Raw genomic sequence first — 20392 nt, forward strand, 5'->3', positions numbered from 1 at the left:
GTCAGTCCTCTTTCAGCAGTTCCCGGAACGCCTCGACGTCCTTCGGGTCGACCTCTCCGGCCACGGGTTGACGCACGGCGGCGGCGCCGAGAACCGCTGCCTGCCGGAGCATTTCCTGGACGGGCTCACCCCGGGCCCAGGCCTGGGCCAGTCCGGCGGTGGCCGCGTCCCCCGCACCCGTGGGATTGCCGGTGACGCCCTTCACCGCGGCCTGCCGGGTCCGGGTTCCCTCGGGCGCGAAGGCGATGAGCCCGTCGGCCCCCTGCGAGACCACGATGATGGACGCGCCGGCAGCCTGAAGTCTCGAAACGGCGCCTTCCAGCGTGGTTTCCCCGGTCGCGTCGAGCAGCTCCTGCGCGTTGGGCTTCAGCAGGTCGGCCCCCGCCTCGGCCGCGGCCACCAGTGCGGGACCGGACGTGTCCACCGCAACCCTGGCCCCGGCCGCCTTCACCGCCCCGACGAGTTCTCCCAGCCAGGCCGGGCCGATGCCGCGCGGCAGTGAACCACTCACCACCACCACCGATCCCGGCTCGCAGTGCTTCACGGCTGCCGCGATCACGGCCAGCCCCTCGGCGGCGGTCAGCTCGGGCCCCGGCTCGTTGAACAGCGTGGGATGCCCGACCGGGTCGACGATCGCCACCGTGGTGCGGGTCTCCCCCGCCACGGCCACGACCTCACCGGCGAGTCCCTCCGCGTCCACCGCCGACGAGACCCACCGCCCCGCCGCGCCCCCCAGGGGAAGCACCGCGACGGCCGGCTCGCCGAGCGCGCGCAGCACGCGCACCACGTTGAGGCCCTTACCACCCGGGCGTCTGCTCACTCCGGAAACCCGCACGCTCGAACCCGGTTCGTACGCCGGGACGTCGTAGGTCACGTCCACCGCCGGGTTCGGCGTCACCACGATCAGCTGAGCCATACGCCTCGCCGGGCCACCCGCGCGACCTCGGCCACGCCGTCGGGGAAATGGATCTCGATCAGGTCGGCCGGCTCCCCGGCGCGCAGCGAGTGACCGGTCAGGCCGAACACGCCGGCCGCCGTCGCGCTCGTCGCCGCCACGATCTCGGGCAGGGACACGCCCCGCCGCAGCAGCCGCAGCGCGGCCGGGACCAGCTCGGTCGTGCTGCCCGCCAGGGAGTTTCCCCCGGCCAGCACGGCGACCCCGTTCGACACCACGACCTCGGAACCGGCCAGGTCGTAGCGTCCGTCACCGAGGCCGGTCGCGGACATCGCGTCGGACACCAGCACCAGGCGCCCGGCCGCGGCCCGGCGGGTCACGTCGATGACCTCGTCGCTGACGTGCTCGCCGTCGGCGATGATCTCGACGGTGACCCGGTCGTCGCTCAGCGAGACCCCGACCGTTCCGGCCTGCCGGTGGTGCATCGGGGCCATGCCGTTGTAGAGGTGCGTGGTGACGCGGGCGCCGGCGTCGACGGCCCGGTGCACGGTCTCGGTGTCCGCGTCGGTGTGGCCGATCGCGACCACGACCCCGGCGCGCACCAGCTCGTCGATCGCGTCGAAGGCGCCGGGCAGTTCGGGGGCGATCGTCACCATGCGCACGGTGCCGTCGCCGGCTCCGAGCAGGGCGTTGACCTCGTTTCGGTCCGGTGACCGCAGCAGCTCGGGACTGTGGGCCCCGCGCCGCTTCTCGGAGATCCACGGACCCTCGAGGTGGATCCCGGCCAGACGGCCCTCGCGCACCAGCGGGGCGAGTTCCTTCACCCGGGTGCGGGTGTCGTCGAGACGGCCGGTCGCCAGCGAGGCGATCATCGTGGTGCTGCCCGAGCGGTGATGGTGGTCGAGCGCGGGCTGCGGATCGATGCCCGGGGTGGCCAGGTCGATCCCGGCCGCCCCGTGGACGTGAGTGTCGACGCCACCGGGGACCACCACGTCCAGACGCTCGACCGGCCCGGACGCGGGCTCGCCCTCACCGCGCTCGACGACCACCCCGTTCTCGATGCGCAGCCAGGCCGGGCCGTCCTGCCGAACACCGTCGACCAGCCGCCGGATCGCGAAAACGCCGTTCACGCCACGACCTCCAGACCCAGAAGAGCGGCGCCGACCGCGGCGGCGGCATCACCGTGCGCCGCCGCCACCAGTTCGGGAAGCCGTAACCCGGGCAACCGCCGGGCCAGTTCGGTGCTCAGCGGTTCGATCAGCTGGCGGCCGGCCAGGGCCAGACCGCCGCCGATCACGATCACCGACGGCGCGACCGTGGCGCTCAGCCCGGCCAGCGCGTCGGCCAGCACGGTGACGGTCTCGTTCCAGACCTGCTGCGAGGTCTCGCTCCCGCGGGCCGCGGCCGAGGCCACGTCCCGGGCGCTGGCCACCCCGGCGCGCAGGGCGGTGGCCCGGGCCGAGGCCACCTCCTCGAGGCGCTGCCCGGCGAAATCGCCCGAGGTGATGAGCAGCTGGCCGATCTCCCCGGCCCAGCCCCCGGAGACCAGGGGCTTGCCGTCGATCAGCACCGCCGCCGCGATCCCGGTGCCGACGGGGAGGAAGGCGACCACGCCGTCCACCCCCTGCGCGGCACCGGTGCGGGCCTCCGCGACGCCACCGGCGCGCACGTCGTGCGACAGCGCGACGTTCACCCCGAGCCGCTCGGACAGCAGGTCCCGCATCGGCAGATCACGCCAGCCCAGGTTGACGCTGACCACGGCCAGGCCGTGGTCCTCGTCCACCACCCCGGGCAGCGCGACCCCCACCGGCAGGGCGTGATCGCCGGTCAGGGCATCGCGGACGGCCGCGACCGTCTCCACGACCCCCTTGCCGGTGGGATCCGGGCTGGGGGTGGGCAGCCGGTGCACGGCGAGGATCGACCCGTCGTCGCCCAGCAGCACACCCTTGACCGACGTACCGCCGACATCGATGCCGACAGCTCTGGCAGTTGCGCTCATGCCACTCATGGCTCCGATCGTTTCACCCTTGTCCAGCAGACTCAGGTGAGGATGACCGAGCGGGTCAGCGACCGCGGGTTGTCCGGGTCGAGGCCCCGCTCGTGGGCCAGACCGATCGCGAAGCGCTGGGCCACCACCAGGGCGGCCAGCGGGTCGAGGTCGTGGTGCACGAACGTGGCACCGGTGGCGGCGACGTCGGCGTCCAGGCCCTCCGGCGTCTCACCGAACGACCAGACCAGACGGCCCGGCTGGGCGATGGCGATCGGGCCGTGGCGGTAGTCCATCGCCGGGTACGACTCGGCCCAGAACTGCGCCGCCTCGCGGGTCTTCAGGGCCGCCTCGCTGGCCAGGCCGACGGTCCAGCCGCGGCCCAGGAAGGTCACCTGGCTGGCCGTGAGCAGGCTGTCGATGCCGGTAGCGAGGGCCTTCTCGCCGTCCGCGACGAGCGCGTCGAGGTCGGGCGCGGAGGTCAGCGAGAACCGCAGCAGGGTCAGCGCGCTGGTGGCGAAGCGGGTCTGCACCACCGACTGCTCGTCGGCGAACGGCATCCCGACGACGGCGTCGGCGTACTGCGCGGCGGGTGCGTCGGGCACGGCCGTGATCAGGACGCTGGGCGTGCTCTCGGCGCGCAGCAGGTCGATGATCTCGGTCGTGGTGCCGGAGCGGGAGATCGCGACGATGCGGTCGTAGTCGCGGCCCGCCGGGTACTCGGAGCCGGCGAAGGCGTCGGTGAGGCCGTCGCCGGCCTGCTCACGCAGCACCGCGTAGCTCGCGGCGATGAACCAGCTGGTGCCGCAGCCGACGACCGCCACCCGCTCGCCCCGCTGGGGCAGGTCGGCGCTGACGGTGGAGGCGAGGGTGCCCGCGAGCCGCCAGACTTCCGGCTGCGAGGCGATCTCGGCATCGACGAAGGTGGTCATGCCCTCTTCCAGATGGTCGGGAGTGATGGGTCAATCAGTGAACGACTAGTTCTGATTGATATTGCGTCATACGATCAGAACTGAACACAGCGAGTCAACCCCCTGGTGCCACCATGCGTGAGAGCATGTGACACCAGTGTGCTCAGATGGAGAGAGATGACGGCCCAGCAGCGGCTCAACAAGGTTCTAGAGTTCGTCACCGAGCGGGGCAACGTCTCCATTGCCGATGTCGCCGAAGCACTCGACGTCTCCCCCGCGACCGTCCGCCGCGACCTGAATCTCCTTGCGCAGCAGCGACTCGTCACCCGGACGCACGGCGGGGCGTCGGCGCTCGGGTCCGGCTACGAGCTGCCCCTGCAGTACAAGCTGGTGCGGCAGGCCGACGGCAAGGCGGCGATCGCCAAGGCGGTGGCGGCGCTGGTCTCGGCCGGCGACTCGGTGGGCCTGAACGGCGGCACCACCACCAGCGAGGTCGCACGGGTGCTCGGTTCCAGTGAGCGCCTGCTGGCCCGGGGCTCCACGCCGGGGATCACCATCGTCACGAACGCCCTGAACATCGCCTTCGAGATGAGCGTGCGCGAGCACGTGAAGATCGTGGTCACCGGCGGTGTCCCCCGCGCGCAGTCCTACGAGCTGGTGGGCCCGCTGGTCGCCGCCTCGCTCGCCGAGTTCAGCCTCGACCTGGCCATTCTCGGCGTCGACGGCCTGACCGGACGCTTCGGCGCCACCACCATCCACGAGGGCGAGGCCGAGGCCAGCCGCCAGATCGCCACGGTCGCGCGCCGGGTGATCGTCGCCGCCGACTCCACCAAGCTCGGCCGCACCACCTTCGCCCGCATCTGCCCCCTCGAGCAGGTGGACGTGCTGGTCACCGACCAGCCCCTGCCCCCCGAACTGGCGCCGTCCCTGGAGTCGGCCGGGGTGGACGTCATCATCGCGAGCTGACCTGCAGTTTCGTCCTCGCGGTCGTCGGAGGACGCGGGCCCGGCCGAGTCGTGGCCCCGGCCGATCCGCGAGGGCCCCAGCCGATCCGCGCGGGCCTGGCCAAATCGTGGGCCCCGAAGCAGCCGCGGGCGCCGGAGCTCAGCCGCGGGCGCCGGAGCTCAGCCGCGGGCGCCGGAGCTCAGCCGCGGGCGCCGGAGCTCAGCCGCGGGCGCCGGAGCTCAGCCGCGGGCGCCGGAGCTCAGCCGCGGGCGCCGGAGCTCAGCCGCGGGCGCCGGAGCTCAGCCGCGGGCGCCGGAGCAGAGACACCCCCTATACCGATTCGGTATAGGGGGTGTCTCTGCTCCCGGCCCACTGAAGCCACGAACGGCAACCGCCGAAGCTCAGCCGTACGCACGACAGCCGGCCAGGCCCGCCGGGACGTTCGACGAGACCCGGCGGGAGGTCGGCAATCCCGGTTGAGACAACTAGGGAGACCCGCCGCGACGGTCAATCAGCCCCGTTGCAACGGCCGGACATACCGTTGCGACGATCGGGCAGACCTGTTGCAGCAGTGGGGAACCTGTTGGGATGCCGGCGCGACCCGGTGCGGCGATCGGCGAGACCCGGCGCGGCGGTCAGCAAGAGCCACTGGGACATCGGCGCGCCCCGGCGCAACGGTCCGCGAGCCCCCGTGCAACGGTCGCCGAGGCCCGGCGCGACGGTCCGCGAGCCCCGCGCGACAGTCGGCACGACCCGCGCGACAGTCGGCACGACCCGCGCGACAGTCGGCGAGACCCTATTAGGGCAGTTGCCACGCTTGGGGATTGGTTGGGGAACGGTTGGCGAGGGCCGGGCGCGAGGCGACCACCACGTCCACCATCAGGCACCTCAGGCCCAACGGCGCGGCGCTTCAGGCCCTCGGGCACAGCACTTCCAGCCCGCCGGCGCGGCACTCCGAGCCCCAGGCACGGCGCTCAGGCCCCCTGGCACAGCACCTCCAGCCTGCCGTCGCGGGGCCTCAGGCACGCATGATGCCCGTTTCGCACCGTTCGCGACTGCACATGTTGCAGGCGCGTTACTTCTGGCGATCCAGCTCGTCAACACCCCTAGGCGCCCGCAAGATTCGCCGCTACTGTCTATTCACGCTCATTCGGAGCCATGATTAGTCAAAATCGCTCAGGAGCTCGCGAGGGATGATCAGCTCAGGTCTGTCAGTTGCCGTCATCGGTGCCGGCGCTCGCTCGGTGATCGGGTTGCACGTGCCCGACGTACGGCCAGGATCCCGCATCACGGCCGTGGTGGACACCGAGCCGGAGGGCCGGAGGAGGGCTGCCGAGATCTTTCCCGGCGCCCAGGTTCTCGACAGCGTCGAGGCGCTGATCGAACGGGGCGGGGTGGACGCGGCCGTCGTCACCACTCCCGACCACACGCACGCGGACATCGCCACCGCACTGCTCGCCAGCAACATCGCGGTCTACCTCGAGAAGCCGCTCGCCACCACGCTCGACGACGCCGACCGCGTGCTCCGAGCGGCCGCGGACACCAGCACTCCGCTCTACGTCGGTCACAACTTCCGGCACTCGGGCGTGGTCAAGACCCTGCGCGACGTGGTGCAGCGCGGTGAGATCGGCGAGGTGAAGGCGGTCTGGGTCAGGCATTTCGTCGGCAACGGCGGTGACTACTACTACAAGGACTGGCACGCCGACCGCTCCAAGACCAACACGCTGCTGCTGCAGAAGGCCAGCCACGACATCGACGTGGTGCACCACCTCGCCGGCGGCTACACCCGCCAGGTGGTCGGCATGGGCGGGCTGGTCATGTTCGGCGGCATCACCGACCGGCGCGAGCGCACCGGCGAAACCATGCCCGACTGGTTCTCGTTCGACAACTGGCCGCCCGCGAGTCACACCGGCCTGAACCCGGTCGTCGACGTCGAAGACCTGTCGATGATGCTGATGACCCTCGACAACGGGGTCTTCGCGAGCTACCAGCAGTGCCACTTCACCCCCGACTACTGGCGCAACTACACGGTGATCGGCACCGAGGGCCGCGTCGAGAACTTCGGCGACACCGGCGGCGGCGTGGTGCGGGTCTGGAACCGGCGCCACCTGCACCAGGCCCGGGGCGACGCGGAGTACGAGATCCCGGGCGTGGTCGAGGGTCACGAGGACGCCGACCGCCTCACCATGGCCGAGTTCCTCGAGCACGCCGTCACCGGCGCCCCCACGCTCGTCTCCCCGGTCGCCGCCCGCGAGGCCGTGGCCGCCGGCGACCTGGCCGCGCGCTCCCTCCGCAACGGCTCGGTCCCCCAGCGAGTCCCCGAACTGCCCGACGACGTATTGACGTACTTCACCTCCGGCGCAAGCGAAAGGTCCCCCCGATGACCACCCAGTTCTCCCGCCGCTCGATGCTCACCGGCGTGCTCGGTCTAGGCGTCCTCGTGACCACCGCGGCCTGCGGTGGCGACGAGGACTCAGCGGCCTCGAGCGAGAAGTACACCGAGCCCGGCACCGACCTGAAGGCCAAGCTGACGTACGGCGTCTGGGACCAGACCCAGGTCGAGGCCATCCAGAAGAACCTCGACGCGTTCAACGCCAAGTACCCGGGCATCGAGGTCGCCATCAGCGTCACGCCGTTCGCGCAGTACTTCACCAAGCTGCAGACCCAGGCCTCCAGTGACACCCTGCCCGACCTGTTCTGGATGAACGGCCCGAACTTCCAGCTCTACGCGGGCAACGGCAAGGTCGACCCGATCACCGGCCCGGTCGAGGCCGGCGCGATCGACCCGAAGAACTACCCCGAGGCGCTGACCACCCTCTACAGCCTCGAGGGCGTGCAGTACGGGGTGCCGAAGGACATGGACACGATCGGCGTCTGGGTCAACCGGGCGGTGTTCGAGAGGGCCGGGGTCGAGGTGCCCGGTGAGGACTGGACCTGGGACGAGTTCCAGAGCACGGCGGCGGCCGTCTCGAAGGCCCTCAAGAGCGAGGGCACCTACGGCGCCGCGGGCGGCATGGACGGCCAGACCACCTACTACAACACGGTGTTCGAGGCCGGTGGCGAGATCGTCAAGGACGGCACGTCGCAGTACAACACCCCGCAGGCGCAGGAGGGCATCGGCTTCTGGGCCGACCTCATCGCCTCCGGCGGCTCCCCCACCTACCAGCAGCTGCTCGACACCACGGCCGACCAGTGGTTCGTCAGCGGCAAGCTCGGGATGTACTGGGGCGGCAGCTGGTTCCGCGGCGCGCTGGCCGGCACCGACATCGAGGACGACATCACCGTGCTGCCGCTGCCCCGGGGCACCGCGCAGGCCACGGTCATCCACGGCGTCTCCAACCTGGTCGCCGCCAACAGCCAGAACAAGCAGGCCGCCCACGCCCTTCAGGCCTACCTCGCCGGCCAGGAGGCCCAGCAGGCCTACGGTGAGGCCGGTTCTGTGATCCCCGCGTTCACCGGCACCCAGGCCACCTTCACCAAGAGCATGCCCAAGGCCAACCTGCAGGTCTTCCTCGACGCCGTGGACTACGCCAAACCGCTTCCGGTGAGCGCCAACACGGCCGCCTGGAACACCCTCGAGACCAAGCTCCTGCCCGACGCGTTCACCGGTTCCAAGCCGGTGGCGGACGTGACGGCCGACCTCGCCTCGCAGATGGACGCGGCGCTGGCCAAGGAGTGAGCACCATGAAGCGGAGGGACGGCTTCTGGCCCTGGCTCTTCATCGCTCCTCTCACAGCCGGCGTCAGCGTCTTCTACCTCTGGCCGATCGTGAAGACGGCCTGGCTCTCACTGACCGAGTCGGGCGTCTTCGGCGGCACCACGTTCACCGGCCTGGACAACTACACCTCGCTGTTCCAGGACGGCGACCTCTACCGGTCCATCGGCAACACGCTGCTCTACACCGCGATCGTGCTGCTCAACATCCCGATCGCGATCGTCGTGGCCAGCCTGATGAACACCCCGGGCCTGAGGGGTGCCTCGGTCTACCGGGTGCTGTACTTCCTGCCCTACGTGGCCATGCCGACGGCCGTGGCGATGGTCTGGCGGATCATCTTCAACGGTGACTTCGGCGTCGTGAACTACGTTCTCGGCTGGTTCGGCATCGACGGGCCGTACTGGATCAGCACGCCCGGGTTCGCGATCGTCGCGGTCTCGGTCGTGGGGCTCTGGTCATCCGTGGGCTTCTCGGTGATCGTGCTGGGCTCCGGCCTGAAGCAGATCCCGCCGGAGCTGTACGAGGCGGCCGAGCTCGACGGGGCCTCACGGGTGCGGCAGTTCTTCTCGATCACCGTGCCCCTGCTCACCCCGAGCATCGCGTTCCTGTCGATCGTCACGGTGATCAGCGGTTTCCAGCTGTTCGACCTGCTCTACGCGGTGCTCGGCAACTCGTACAGCAACCCGACGATCTACAGCTCGATGTCGCTCGTGTACATGTTCTACGAGGCCGGTTTCGTGACCAACGAGAAGGGTCTCGCCGCGGCGATCGCGATGGTCGTGCTGGTGCTGGTGGCCCTGGCCACCCTGGTGCAGTTCCGGCTGCAGAAGAGGTGGGTGCACATTGATTAAACGCAACAACCTCCTCGTGCACGCCGTGCTCATCGCGGGTGCCGTGCTGATGATGTTCCCGTTCGTCTGGCAGATTCTCATGAGCCTGTCCACGAACGCCGAGGTGCAGTCGGTGACCCCGCACCTGTGGCCCTCGAAGTTCCAGTGGGGCAACTACGCCGAGGTGTTCCGGCAGGTGCCGTTCCTCGACCAGCTGCGCACCTCGGTCTGGATCACCGTGGTGCGGGTGCTCGCCCAGATCGCGTTCTGCACCCTGGCCGGATACGCCTTCGCCCGCATGCAGTTCCGGGGGAAGGCGATCGTGCTCGGCGCGGTGCTGTCGATCCTGATGGTGCCCTCGCAGGTCTACCTGCTGCCGCAGTACGAGATCGTGCAGGACCTCGGGCTCCTCGGCAGCATGACCGGCCTGCTGCTGCCCGGCCTGTTCAGCGCCTTCGGCACCTTCCTGATGCGGACGGCGTTCCTGAACCTGCCGTCCGAGCTGGAGGAGGCCGCCCGGCTCGACGGGGCCAACCCGTTCCAGGTGTTCTGGCACGTGATGCTGCCCCTGATCCGGCCCAGCATCAGCGTTCTCGCGATCACGTCGACCCTGTGGTCGTGGAACGAGCTGCTCTGGCCGCTGGTCGTGGCGACGCAGAGCGAGGACATGCCGTTGTCGGCCGGCCTGGCCACGCTGATCAACGACCGCACGGTCAACTACCCGGTGGTGCTCGCGGCCAGCCTGCTGGCCACGGCTCCGGTGCTGATCATGTTCATCCTGCTGCAGCGCCGGGTGATCGACGGGCTGGCGACGTCGGGCCTCAAATGAGGGACGCGTCGGGGCACCTCGGGAACCGAGGTGCCCCGACGCTTCTCACAGGACTTCGGCGAGCAGTGCGGCCGGGTCCCGCACGTCGAACGTGCTGTCCCCGTCGAGCCCGACCGTGACCGTGGCCTCGGCCCGGTCGCCGGTCAGCACACCACCCCGGGCCGCCACGGCGTGCCGTACCACCGCTGCCACCGAGGGCTTGAACATCGCCCGGGCCACCGAACCGGCCACCAGCTCGGCCGTCGCGACCTCACTGGTCTCCACCCGGTTCTGATAGCCGTGGCCGGTGTACAGATCCAGGTGGACCACCTCGCCGCTGACCAGGTCGACCATCATCGGCAGTGCCTGCACCCGGCGCCCGTTCAGCGCGAAGGCGCTGACCACCGTCGCCGGGTCGTAGGTGCGACGGTCGGACGAGGTCTGCTCACGCAGCATCCAGCCCGCCACCGCCTCCGGCAGGTCACCGAAAGACGGCCCGGCGTAGCGATACACGGCCGGCACCAGGTAACGCCAGCCCTCCTGCTCACGCGCCGCCTCGAGCCGCACGTCGATGAACTCCTGCGCCCCCTCGGGAGCACTCGTGAGGTCACCCGAGTGCGTCATCGTGCCGTCGCCCAGGTTCGTCCACGACACCTGCGAGACCAGCTCGAACGTCTCGTTCAGCGCCATCAGCGACAGGTCGAGGTCGGACGCGTTGCCCTTCGGCTCACGCCAGTGCACGAACAGCCGCAGCACCGGGGCCTCGCCCAGCGCCAGCCGGGAACCGCGCTCGACCTGCACCAGACCGGGTGCCGTGGACCGCAGCTGGTCGGGCAGCAGCACCTTCTCCAGGGCCGGGTCGATCCAGACCCTGGCGTCGTGCAGCTTCACCTCCGACTCGGTCTCGCGGGCGACCTGGTGGGCGGTGAGAGCACCCTCCAGCGTGGCCAGCACCTGGTTCCGGACGCCCTCGGTGACCGCCAGGTGCCCGGCCGGACCGGGCACCCGCAGCGCGCCGCCGGCCTTGGTGATCGCCAGACGCGGGTACGTCGCACCGTTGTCGGCGATCTGGCCGTGGGCGGCCCAGAGCACACGCGGCGGAACCTGGCCGGCGACGTCCGCGAGAGCCCGCAGCACCTCGCCGACCGGATCGGCGACCGCAGAGCCGTCAGCACCGGCATCAGCCGTCGACCCGAACGCCTCTCCGGAGGAAGCACTCTCAGCCATCGCGACCAGCCGCCGTAGCTGACGCACCAGCAGTCCCGGTGCCTCGCGCCGCAGCAGCCGCGCCGCAGAACCGACCTGCCCCTCGGCGAGCAGCTTCTCGGTGCGCGACGGCAGACTCGTCTCGTCGCGCCGGTTCTCGCGCAGCCGGGCGAACACCTCGTGCACCCGCGGCGCGTCGAACTCGCGCAGGTGCAGCCCCCGGGCGATCGCCAGCCAGAGCCCCCGGCGCCGGAACACGTCGGGCAGCCGCGGCGAGGCCTCGAGCGCCCGCACCACCGCCCGGCGCTGCGCCCGCGTGAGCTTCGGGAAGCGCATCGTGGTGCCCAGCGACACGTCAGTGCCGGTCAGGTCGGCGAACAGGCGCAGCAGATCGTCGGGGCCCGGAGCCGTCGTCGCCAGAGCCGCCGGCTCCCGCTCGAACACCCGGCGCAGCAGCAGGACCCGGGTCTCCAGGAACGGAACCGCCTCCAGCGCGGGCAGCTCGCCGAGGAAGTCGTCGAGCACCAGGTCCAGATCGTCACGCACGTCGGCCCGCAGCGACCCCGGCGAGGCCAGGGCCTGCAGCACGAACGCCTTGAGTTCGTCACGGAGGTCGGGCACCAGCGTGACCACCGTCAGCTGCCGCAGCGAGTCACCCGGCAGGGTGCGCTCGAACTCCCGGTCGAGCTTCACGGCATCGGTGTCCTGCGGCACCGAGGACGCCGGCCACCAGCCGATCCCGGAGAAGTCCAGGGCGTCGCGCAGGTCGGACCCGTCGACCGCGCCGTCGCGCAGCGACCGCGCGGCCAGCCGCGCCAGGGCCACGCCGAAGCGCAGCGCGGCGTCGTCGGTGTCGGGCAGCTGCTCCGGGAAACCCCGGAAGAGCGGTGTGTAGGTGCCCTTCTCGCCCCGCTCCTCACGCGACCAGGTCGCCCAGACCGCCACCCGTCCGGCGCACTCGGACGTGAGCATCTCCGGGTTGTCCAGCACCAGCCCGGCGTTGCGCAGCTCGAGCACCACGGCCGCGCCCAGGCGCGGTGCGGGGGCGCCGGCCGACGGCGCGAGAAGCACCCGGCGCCGCCGGAAGGCGATCTGCTCACGTGTGGTCATGGTCCGGCCTCCTTGAAAGGCGAGGCCGGCCGGTCACGCGGACCGGCCGGCCGTGAGGGAATTGCCAGGACGTAGTGCCGTCCGCCCGGAGGCAGGCTCGGAAAGGGAGTCGGAGGATGTCCCGGCCAGGCCTCGATGATCAAAGGTGCCAGAACCTTCCGCCCCGCACAACGCAATAAGGGCCGGTCCGTACGGACCGGCCCTTATCAGCGAGGGAATCGCCAGGACGTTTTCACCAGAAGAAGAACCCGAAGGTTCACGAAGGATGTCCCGGCCAGGCCTCGGTGCCACCGTGCCAGACGAACCGGCACGGCGGCAACCGGTTTCAGACGGCCTCGAGCAGCAGGGTCACCCGGCCCGGCTTCGCGGCGAGACGGTAGCGCGGCAGCACGCCCGGCCCGCAGGTGGCCGTGCCGACCCCGCTCTGGAACAGGTCGATCGAGACGTGGGTGCGCCCGTCGGCCTCCAGCTCGTGGTGGTGGCCGGTCGTGGCGAGCGCCTGACGCGACCACGGCGACACGGTGACCGCGACGTCGTCCACCGACAGCACCGTCACCTTGAGAGCACCGGCGGCCGTCGAGACCGTGGCCTCACGGACACCCGCCCGGGCCCCGCTCTCCTGCGGCTTCACGTGCGGCGTGTACAGCTCGTCGGCGCCGACCTGGTGCCGGCCCGCGAACGTGCCGGCCGCGAGGTCGGGGTACGACGGACCCGGGCCCTGGCCCAGCCAGGCCAGGCCCTCGGGCGCCGCGTCGATGACGAAGTCCAGCCCGAGTCGCGCCCATTCGACCGGCCAGGTGCCGCCCGGGGTGAGCGTGACGTCGACCGTGAGCGCCGAGTCCGAGACCCGGCGCCAGACGAACTCGCCGTCGACCGAGAAGTCCCGCCCGGCCGGGGCGGTGCGGGTGGAGACCCGCAGCGCGTCTTCGTCGAGCGACGACGACACCACGCGGGTACGGGTGCGGTCGAGACCGGCCACGTGCCAGCGCTCGGCGTACGGCGGGAGGTCCCGCTCGTCCCAGCCCGGGTAGCGGTCGTTGTCGGTCGGGGCCCGCCAGACACCGACCTCCGGCCCTTCCAGCGAAAGAGAGCCCAGCGAGAGCAGCTTCAGGGACACCGGGTCGAAGGACCCCACCGACGGCGCCGAGGTCTCCTCCGGGGCGTCGGGCAGCTCCAGCCAGACCCGCTCGCCGCGGCCGACCACGTGACCGGCCGGCGCCCAGGCGGTGTCCGCCGCGAGAGCGGCCGTCACGGTGACGATCTCGGGCAGGTCGAGGTTCGCCAGGTCGTCGGGGAACGGCACCACGACCACCTCGCCGGCGGCCACGTCACCGACCTTGAGCTCGCCGGAGACATCCGGAGAGGCCGACCAGGTGAACGTCAGCCCGCTGAGATCGGCGAAGGCGTAGCGGTTCTCGATGCGGACGGCGTCGTCGAGCACGGTGATGCGGGCCGGCGTGTACCAGTGCGCGAGCGCGACCAGCCCCGGCCGCACCTCACGGTTCGGGCCGACCAGCCCGTCGATGACGAAGTTGCTGTCGTGCACGTCCTCACCGAAGTCACCGCCGTAGGCGTAACCGCCGCCGGGCAGCGAGAGACCGTGCTCGATCCACTCCCAGATGAAACCGCCCGCCAGACGCGGGTAGGTGTCGAACAGCTCCTGGTACTCCTGCAGCCCGCCCGGGCCGTTGCCCATGGCGTGCGCGTACTCGCACTGCATGAACGGCAGCGAGCGCCGGTGGATCTGGGCGGCGGTGGCGTCGAACGGCGCGGGGGTGAGCACCTCCTCGCCGATCCGGCGCACCTCCTCGAAACCCGCGTACATGCGCGAGTACACGTCGACGTAGGTGCTGGCCCAGTCACCTTCGTAGTGGATGAGCCGCGAGGGGTCGAAGCCGCGGGTCCAGGCGGCCATCGCCTCGAGGTTGGTGCCGGTGCCGGCCTCGTTGCCCAGCGACCAGATGACCACGCTGGCGTGGTTCTTGTCGCGGTGCACGGTGCGCTGCATGCGGTCGAGGTAGGCGCCGCGCCACTCCGGGTCGGCGCTGGGGTTGCCCTTCCAGCCGATCTCCTCGAAACCGTGGGTCTCCAGGTCACATTCGAGCACGACGTAGAGGCCGAGCTCGTCGGTGAGGTCGAGGAAGCCGGGGTGCGGCGGGTAGTGCGAGGTGCGCACCGCGTTGACGTTGTGCTGCTTCATCAGCAGCAGGTCCTGCTTCATGCGCTCCGGGGAGGCCACGCGGCCCTTCTCCGGGTCGTGCTCGTGACGGTTGACGCCACGGAACTGGATCGGCTCACCGTTGACGAGCAGCACGCTGTCGCGCACCTCGATGCGGCGGAAGCCCAGGCGCAGGGTGACGGTCTCGCCCGCGCTGACGAGCACCGCCTCGTACAGCCGCGGGTTCTCGGCCGACCAGGGCTCGACCTCACCGACGCCGATGACGCCGCCGTCGGAGGCGTCCAGGTCGATGCCGAGCTCGGGGATCCGCAGCTGGACGGGCGACCCGGCCTCCACGAAGAGATCCAGCGTGCCGGTGCCGTCGAGCGCCTCGTAGTCGGTGACCGCGAACGCGTCCCAGATGCCGTCGGCGGGCGTCGCGACCAGCTCGACGTCGCGGAAGATGCCGGGCATCCACCACATGTCCTGGTCTTCGAGGTAGCTGGCGTCGGAGAACTGGGCCACGCGCACGGCGAGCACGTTGCCGCTCTCGCGCAGGGTGCCGCTCACGTCGAACTCGTGGGTGAGGCGGCTGCCCCGGGTCTCGCCGAGCAGCCGGCCGTTGAGGTGGACCTCGGCGGCCGACTCGATGCCGTCGAACCGCAGCACGGCACCGGCGGTGAGCTCGGGCGTGGCGTCGAAGATCAGGCGGTAGTCACCGATCGGGTTCTCGTCCGGCGGGTTGGGCACGTCGATCGCGAACGGGAAACGGGTGTTGGTGTAGGCGGGTTTTCCGTGGCCCTCGAGCACCCAGTGGGCGGGGACCGGGATGTCGCTCCACGCGTCCACCGGCGCCCACGAGAGGTCGTCGTCGGTCCATCCGTCCGCCGGGGCCACCGTGAGGCCTCGGGACACACGGAACCGCCAGGTTCCGTTCAGGCTCTGACGAGGGGCGGAGGACTGGAGTCGGGCGCGAGGGGACCGGGCTCCGGCGCCGGGCCCCTTCCGGGCGATGTTCATGCCGCCAGAGTCCCAGAAGCACGCGCCCACCGTAACGACCGGGGTACGCGAGAAGACACACAGCATGACAGGATCGGCACCGTGGCCGAGAACTCCAGCACAGGCAGCGCGCTGCCCCCCTCCTTCGCCGAGATCGTCGACGACTTCCACGCGCTGGCCCTGAAGGACCGGCTCCAGCTGCTGCTGGAGTTCAGCCGGGAGCTGCCCGCGCTGCCCCCCGAGCTGGCGGGCGACCACACCGGCATGGAAGCTGTCACCGAGTGCCAGTCCCCGGTGTTCGTGAAGGTCGAGACCGGGTCGACGCTGGCCGACGAAGCACGGATCTACTTCGACGCCCCGGCCGAGGCGCCCACCACCCGGGGCTTCGCGAGCATCCTGGCCACCGGGCTGAAGGGCCTGACCGCCCAGCAGGTGCTCGACGTGCCCGACGACGTGCCCCAGCGCCTGGGGCTGGCCGAGGCCGTGAGCCCGCTGCGCCTGCGCGGCATGGCCGGGATGCTGGCTCGCATCAAGCGTCAGGTGAGGGAGGGCACGGCCGCGTGACCGTGCTGCAGCTCCTGCTGCCGGGCCGGGCCGAGGTGGGCAACCTGACCACCGATCCCGAGCCCACCGTCCAGGCCCTCGCCGACCTGTACGCCTACCCCGAGCCGGTGCCCGCGCGGGGCTGGGTGCGGGCCAACATGGTGAGCACGCTCGACGGTTCGGCCAGCGGCGCCGACGGCGTGTCGGGTTCGCTCGGCGGGTCCGTCGACCGGGCCACCTTCGGCGTGCTGCGCGGGCTTTCGGACGTGGTGCTGGTCGGGGCGGGCACCGTGCGGGCCGAGGGGTACGGGGCTCCCAGGGTCGATCCGGCGTTCACCGAGCGCCGCCGGGGCCGGGGGCAGCTGCCCGCACCGGCGCTGGCCGTGGTCACCCGCAGCGGTCACGTGCCGACCGGCAACGGGATCTTCGAGGGTCCCTCCCCCACCTTCGTGGTCACCACCGCGAAGGCCGACCTGCACCGGCTGCGCGACCTGGCCGGCGCGGGTCAGGTGATCGTGGCCGGTGACGACGACGTGGACCTCGACGACGCGGTGAGGGTGCTCGCCGCCCGGGGTTTCCGCCGGGTGCTGCTCGAGGGCGGACCGTCGCTGCTCGGCCAGGCGCTGGCCGCCGGCCGGGTCGACGAACTGTGCCTGACCTGGGCCCCGCTGCTGGTCGGGGGCCAGGGGCCGCGCATCGCGGTGGGTCCCGACGCCCGCGTGAACGCCCGTCCGGCCCATCTGATCGCGGCCGAGGACGTGCTGCTCGGCCGCTGGCTGGTGCAGCACGTGCCCAACAACTGAGTCCGGGACAAGGGCGGACGTCGTGGTCGCGGTGACCACGACGTCCACCGTTCGGCTCTAGAGACGCAGCAGGAACCGGGCGACCGCCGACTCCCAGGTGGTCTGGTCGACGTTCCACTCCTTGCAGTGCCGTGCGCCCTCGATGTTCACGTAGGTGGCGAGGTCGGGCCGGGCCGCGGCGAACTTCTCCGAGGGCCCGGACGGCACGTACTCGTCGTCGCGGCTGTGGATCAGCAGGATCGGGTGCTTCACCTCGGACGCGCGGGTGACCCAGTCGAGCCGGTCGAGGTCGACCGGGGCCTCGGTGCCGGCCAGCCGCCACACCGAGCGGTGCGACAGCACGGTCTGCCCGAGTTTGCCCACGGCGGGCGGGATCTTGTTCATCCGGGCCTGGTGGGCGAGGGTGTCGCGCCAGTCCATCACCGGGGCGTCGAGCACGATGCCCTTGACCCGGTCGGCCGTCCACGAGCGGGCCACGGTCTGCATCACGATCGCGCCGCCCATCGACCAGCCGAACAGCACGACCTCCTGCGCCCCGTGCTCGGCCGCGTAGACGATGGCCGCCTCCACGTCCCGCCACTCGGTGTCGCCCAGGTGGTAGCGGGGCGAGGACTGCGGCGTGAGCAGCGGCAGCCCGGCGGTGGTGCGGTACCCGGCGACCAGCGACGTGACGCCCAGCCGGTGCAGCACCGGGATCGCCCGCAGGCACTCCTCGCGCGTGGCCCCGCGGCCGTGCACCAGGATCGCCCAGGTGCCGCCGGTGGGAGGCAGGGCCGACAGATCGGCGCGGCGGCTGCGCGCCACCTTCACCCGGGCCCCCGCCACCGCGGTGACGGTGGCCCCGACGTGCTCGGACGAGTTCAGCTCGGCCCCCGGCACCACCCAGCCGTGCAGCACCGAGTCGCCCTCGATCGTGATGTCGGCGAACGGCAGGCCCAGCGCGGTGAACGGGTCGCCGGCGTAGTAGTACTGGTTCAGGCGGGCGCGGCCGGGACGCAGCTGCCCGGCGTCGATCCCGATCACCGGCCGCTCGACCGTGCCGGCCGCGGTGTCGTAGCGCGACACCTCCCCCACCCGCACGTGGGTGCGGACGCCGTCCTGCCAGAGCCCGTAGCGGCCCGGCATCGTGGTGTCGGCGTCGGCGCGCAACGTGACCATACCGGCGGACACCGCGACGATCTCGACGTTCTCCGGTCTGTTGGCGTCGGGTGTGACCACCCGCCGGGCGAACACGGTGGCGGCCGTCGCCGCGGCCACCCCCGCCGCCACGGCCGACGAGGCCCCCGCCACCGCGGCCGCGAGCACCAGTCGCCGTACCCCGTCGGGCACCGGCTGCCCACCCCGCGGGCTCATCGAGCTCCTCCAGCAACGCTCATGACCCCAATTCTGCCGACCTACCCGCCGGGCGGCGATGCCGGGCGCCCCGGTGCCCGCCCGGCGCCGCCCGGGGAGGCCGGCGCGCGAGCACAAGATCGGGCCAGGCTCTAGGGTGAATGCCGTGACCGACACATCCTCGATCCTGGTCCTGACCGAAGTCGCGCTGAGCGACGAGGACGCCGTACGGCTCACCTCGGTGCACGCCGGAGACCCGGACGACCGTCCGGGTTACCACCTGATGGTCCCGGCCGACGTGGAGCGCAACCTGCTCGCCGACGTGCTCGACCACCTCAGCCTGTTCCAGCTGCGGGAGGCCCTGGAGGCCGTGCGCGGCGACGACGAGCCGAGCCGCACCGAGGCCGCCGACGACCTGGCGCTCTCCCTGGCCGCCTTCACCCGGGCCGGCTTCACCGCCACCGGTGAGGTCGTCGAGGGCGACCCGGTCGACGTGCTGCAGAAGAAGGTGGGCTCCGACGCGTCCACCCGTGAGGTCATCGTGGTGACCAGGCCGCACGCGGTCGAGGACACGTTCCACACCGACTGGGCCTCCCGGGCGCGCGAGGCGCTCGGGGTGCCCGTGCTGCACGTGTACGCGGGCAGCAGTTTCCTCGGCTGAAGCACACGAACGAGGGGCCCCACCCAGCTGGGTGAGGCCCCCTCGTTCGTGAAACCTACTGCTGGCGCGGCGGGATCAGCGTCCAGCCGAGCGCGAACAGCACGAACGCCGAGACCATCGACAGGCTGCTGAACGACTCCGGCGCGTCGGTCACCCGCAGGTCGGCCAGGCCCAGCCAGACCGCCAGGAAGATCACCACGACCGGCAGGCCGAGCGATCCCGGGTCGGTGCGGAAGGCGGCCATCCCGGCGGCCCACGGACGCGGTCGCACGGTGGTGTGCGGATGCGCCGGGTCGCTGTCGTCCACCACCTCGACCACTTCGACCTCGGTCTCGCGCGGCAGGCCGCGCAGAACCAGCTGGATGCCCTGCGCCACCATGATCAGGGCCGCGATCAGGGCCGGGACACGCAGCAGCATGCTGGTGCCGTCGGCCTGCTGGTCCGAGACTCCCAGCAGCACACCGAGAACCAGCACCCCGATGCCGAAACCGAGTCGCCCGGGCGAGGAGACGGTGGCGGTGCGGGTGGTGGGCATCGGCGGGGCCGGGGCGGCCGCCGCCGGCTGGCCGTAACCCGGGTCACGGTAACCGGGCTCGGCGTAACGGGTCTCGGTGTAGGCGGTCTCGGCGGTGGCGCTGGTTCCGGCCGGGCCCGTCACCGCGGCCGGCGGCACTTCCTCGTGCAGCGGGTGGTCGACGGGCGCTCCCTTGACCGGCTGCTGGAGAGAGTCAGTGCCCGGGCGGTCCGTGGGGGCGTCGACAGGCCGTGGGGTACTCGCATCGCTGGTCATGGGTGTCATCTCCCCGATTCCGGTGAGTTTCGGCGACTCCTGGTCAACGTACGGCCGAACGGGTGACCCCGAAACTCGAGAACGCACTCCCGCCGCCCCGCGCGACGACCTCCACTACCCTGCCCGCGAGCGCCGCCGCCCGGCGTAGGCCCGCACCCGCACCCGGTTGCCGCAGTCGGCCGGGTCGCACCAGCGGCGGCTGTGGTTGCGCGTGGTGTCGAGGAAGAACCAGCCGCACCCCGGCCCCTCGCAGCGGCGCACCCGGCGCACGGCGTCCGAGAACAGCAGGTCGCCGGCCGAGAAAGCGAGCCGATGGGGGACGCGCCGGGGCGAGGACGGCTCGATCGTCACGGTGAGCGGGAGCCGGGTGCCCGAACCGGTACCGGCCTGCGCGATCGCGGATCTCCAGGCGCCGAGCACCACCTCGAGCGCCGGGCGCGGCAGTTCCCGTTCCTCGACGTGGGCGTCGAGGACGTCACCGAGCGCGTCCCGCAGCTCGCCGACCCACCCGGGACCGGCGGCCGGGAGCGGTGTCTCCGGAACGTCCGCCATCACCGCCAGCCACCCCGCGAACCCCTCGGGAGAGGCGATCCGGTCGGCCCGCCGCTGCGGGTCGAGCCGCCAGGACACCGTGTTCACCAGGTCGAGCGCAGGGTGCCCGCCGATCAGCGACCAGGCCCCGTCACGATCCATGCCCAG

General features: G+C 71.6%; 17 protein-coding genes. 8 read left to right on the plus strand and 9 right to left on the minus strand.

Annotation, left to right across the window (positions count from 1 at the left end; translation table 11 throughout):
- Position 1: 1 nt before the first annotated feature.
- The 4 genes from J2S57_RS01210 to J2S57_RS01225 are packed head-to-tail and all read right to left on the minus strand — an operon-like array spanning position 2 to position 3814.
- Positions 2-916: a 1-phosphofructokinase family hexose kinase gene (locus J2S57_RS01210; protein ID WP_307237137.1), complete on the minus strand. Its 915-nt coding sequence runs from the start codon at positions 914-916 to the stop codon at positions 2-4.
- Positions 904-2025 carry an N-acetylglucosamine-6-phosphate deacetylase gene (locus tag J2S57_RS01215; protein ID WP_307237140.1) on the minus strand — a complete coding sequence of 374 codons (1122 nt, stop codon included), beginning with the start codon at positions 2023-2025 and terminating at the stop codon, positions 904-906. Before J2S57_RS01215 ends, J2S57_RS01210 begins: the two co-directional genes overlap by 13 nt.
- The gene (locus J2S57_RS01220; protein WP_307237143.1) at positions 2022-2894 is read right to left on the minus strand and encodes an ROK family protein; all 873 of its coding nucleotides are present in this window, start codon (positions 2892-2894) and stop codon (positions 2022-2024) included. Before J2S57_RS01220 ends, J2S57_RS01215 begins: the two co-directional genes overlap by 4 nt.
- 41 nt (positions 2895-2935) lie before the next feature.
- Complete coding sequence (locus J2S57_RS01225) at positions 2936-3814, minus strand: SIS domain-containing protein (protein ID WP_307237146.1); 879 nt, start codon at positions 3812-3814, stop codon at positions 2936-2938.
- 156 nt (positions 3815-3970) lie between these two features.
- On the opposite strand from J2S57_RS01225, the gene J2S57_RS01230 reads away from it, so the two are divergent.
- From J2S57_RS01230 to J2S57_RS01250, 5 genes are all read left to right on the plus strand, one after another.
- Positions 3971-4759 (plus strand): DeoR/GlpR family DNA-binding transcription regulator, encoded by a 789-nt coding sequence (locus tag J2S57_RS01230; RefSeq protein ID WP_307237149.1) that lies wholly within the window; start codon positions 3971-3973, stop codon positions 4757-4759.
- 1172 nt (positions 4760-5931) lie between these two features.
- A complete protein-coding gene (locus J2S57_RS01235) occupies positions 5932-7122 on the plus strand; it encodes a Gfo/Idh/MocA family protein (protein ID WP_307237152.1) in 1191 nt (396 codons plus the stop codon).
- Positions 7119-8417, plus strand: coding sequence for an ABC transporter substrate-binding protein (locus J2S57_RS01240; RefSeq protein ID WP_307237155.1), 1299 nt, complete (start codon positions 7119-7121; stop codon positions 8415-8417). Before J2S57_RS01235 ends, J2S57_RS01240 begins: the two co-directional genes overlap by 4 nt.
- A 5-nt stretch (positions 8418-8422) precedes the next feature.
- The gene (locus tag J2S57_RS01245) at positions 8423-9304 is read left to right on the plus strand and encodes a carbohydrate ABC transporter permease (protein WP_307237158.1); all 882 of its coding nucleotides are present in this window, start codon (positions 8423-8425) and stop codon (positions 9302-9304) included.
- Entirely contained in the window at positions 9297-10112 is an 816-nt protein-coding gene (locus J2S57_RS01250) for a carbohydrate ABC transporter permease (protein ID WP_307237161.1), read from the plus strand. The genes J2S57_RS01245 and J2S57_RS01250 overlap by 8 nt, the downstream gene beginning before the upstream one ends.
- Positions 10113-10157: 45 nt before the next feature.
- Here the strand turns inward: J2S57_RS01250 and J2S57_RS01255 are convergent, their stop codons facing one another.
- Entirely contained in the window at positions 10158-12407 is a 2250-nt protein-coding gene (locus J2S57_RS01255) for a TerD family protein (protein ID WP_307237164.1), read from the minus strand.
- Between the two features lie 325 nt (positions 12408-12732).
- A complete protein-coding gene (locus tag J2S57_RS01260) occupies positions 12733-15585 on the minus strand; it encodes a glycoside hydrolase family 2 TIM barrel-domain containing protein (protein ID WP_442358339.1) in 2853 nt (950 codons plus the stop codon).
- A gap of 81 nt (positions 15586-15666) precedes the next feature.
- Here J2S57_RS01260 and J2S57_RS01265 point away from each other — a divergent pair, with 81 nt between their 5' ends.
- Both J2S57_RS01265 and J2S57_RS01270 read left to right on the plus strand, forming a co-directional pair.
- Positions 15667-16128, plus strand: coding sequence for a SufE family protein (locus J2S57_RS01265; RefSeq protein WP_307237170.1), 462 nt, complete (start codon positions 15667-15669; stop codon positions 16126-16128).
- On the plus strand, positions 16125-16910 hold the full coding sequence (locus J2S57_RS01270) for a pyrimidine reductase family protein (RefSeq protein ID WP_307237173.1): 786 nt from the start codon (positions 16125-16127) through the stop codon (positions 16908-16910). Before J2S57_RS01265 ends, J2S57_RS01270 begins: the two co-directional genes overlap by 4 nt.
- A 57-nt stretch (positions 16911-16967) precedes the next feature.
- On the opposite strand, the gene J2S57_RS01275 is transcribed toward J2S57_RS01270, so the two are convergent.
- Entirely contained in the window at positions 16968-18263 is a 1296-nt protein-coding gene (locus tag J2S57_RS01275) for an alpha/beta hydrolase (RefSeq protein ID WP_307237176.1), read from the minus strand.
- 145 nt (positions 18264-18408) lie between these two features.
- On the opposite strand from J2S57_RS01275, the gene J2S57_RS01280 reads away from it, so the two are divergent.
- A complete protein-coding gene (locus J2S57_RS01280; protein ID WP_307237179.1) occupies positions 18409-18903 on the plus strand; it encodes a hypothetical protein in 495 nt (164 codons plus the stop codon).
- 55 nt (positions 18904-18958) lie between these two features.
- On the opposite strand, the gene J2S57_RS01285 is transcribed toward J2S57_RS01280, so the two are convergent.
- Together J2S57_RS01285 and J2S57_RS01290 are read right to left on the minus strand one after the other, a co-directional pair.
- The gene (locus J2S57_RS01285) at positions 18959-19693 is read right to left on the minus strand and encodes a hypothetical protein (protein WP_307237182.1); all 735 of its coding nucleotides are present in this window, start codon (positions 19691-19693) and stop codon (positions 18959-18961) included.
- A gap of 114 nt (positions 19694-19807) precedes the next feature.
- Positions 19808-20386: a CGNR zinc finger domain-containing protein gene (locus tag J2S57_RS01290; protein WP_307237185.1), complete on the minus strand. Its 579-nt coding sequence runs from the start codon at positions 20384-20386 to the stop codon at positions 19808-19810.
- Positions 20387-20392: the final 6 nt, after the last annotated feature.

The organism is Kineosporia succinea, from assembly GCF_030811555.1.
Taxonomy (GTDB): domain Bacteria; phylum Actinomycetota; class Actinomycetes; order Actinomycetales; family Kineosporiaceae; genus Kineosporia; species Kineosporia succinea.

Bases quoted from the DNA above. Each gene is read 5' to 3' on its own strand.
- J2S57_RS01235 (WP_307237152.1), top strand. From the start codon at position 5,932: ATGATCAGCTCAGGTCTGTCAGTTGCCGTCATCGGTGCCGGCGCTCGC.
- J2S57_RS01225 (WP_307237146.1), bottom strand. From the start codon at position 3,814: ATGACCACCTTCGTCGATGCCGAGATCGCCTCGCAGCCGGAAGTCTGG.
- J2S57_RS01260 (WP_442358339.1), bottom strand. From the start codon at position 15,585: ATGAACATCGCCCGGAAGGGGCCCGGCGCCGGAGCCCGGTCCCCTCGC.
- J2S57_RS01245 (WP_307237158.1), top strand. From the start codon at position 8,423: ATGAAGCGGAGGGACGGCTTCTGGCCCTGGCTCTTCATCGCTCCTCTC.
- J2S57_RS01220 (WP_307237143.1), bottom strand. From the start codon at position 2,894: ATGAGCGCAACTGCCAGAGCTGTCGGCATCGATGTCGGCGGTACGTCG.
- J2S57_RS01255 (WP_307237164.1), bottom strand. From the start codon at position 12,407: ATGACCACACGTGAGCAGATCGCCTTCCGGCGGCGCCGGGTGCTTCTC.
- J2S57_RS01275 (WP_307237176.1), bottom strand. From the start codon at position 18,263: ATGAGCCCGCGGGGTGGGCAGCCGGTGCCCGACGGGGTACGGCGACTG.
- J2S57_RS01290 (WP_307237185.1), bottom strand. From the start codon at position 20,386: ATGGATCGTGACGGGGCCTGGTCGCTGATCGGCGGGCACCCTGCGCTC.
- J2S57_RS01230 (WP_307237149.1), top strand. From the start codon at position 3,971: ATGACGGCCCAGCAGCGGCTCAACAAGGTTCTAGAGTTCGTCACCGAG.
- J2S57_RS01285 (WP_307237182.1), bottom strand. From the start codon at position 19,693: ATGACCAGCGATGCGAGTACCCCACGGCCTGTCGACGCCCCCACGGAC.
- J2S57_RS01210 (WP_307237137.1), bottom strand. From the start codon at position 916: ATGGCTCAGCTGATCGTGGTGACGCCGAACCCGGCGGTGGACGTGACC.
- J2S57_RS01240 (WP_307237155.1), top strand. From the start codon at position 7,119: ATGACCACCCAGTTCTCCCGCCGCTCGATGCTCACCGGCGTGCTCGGT.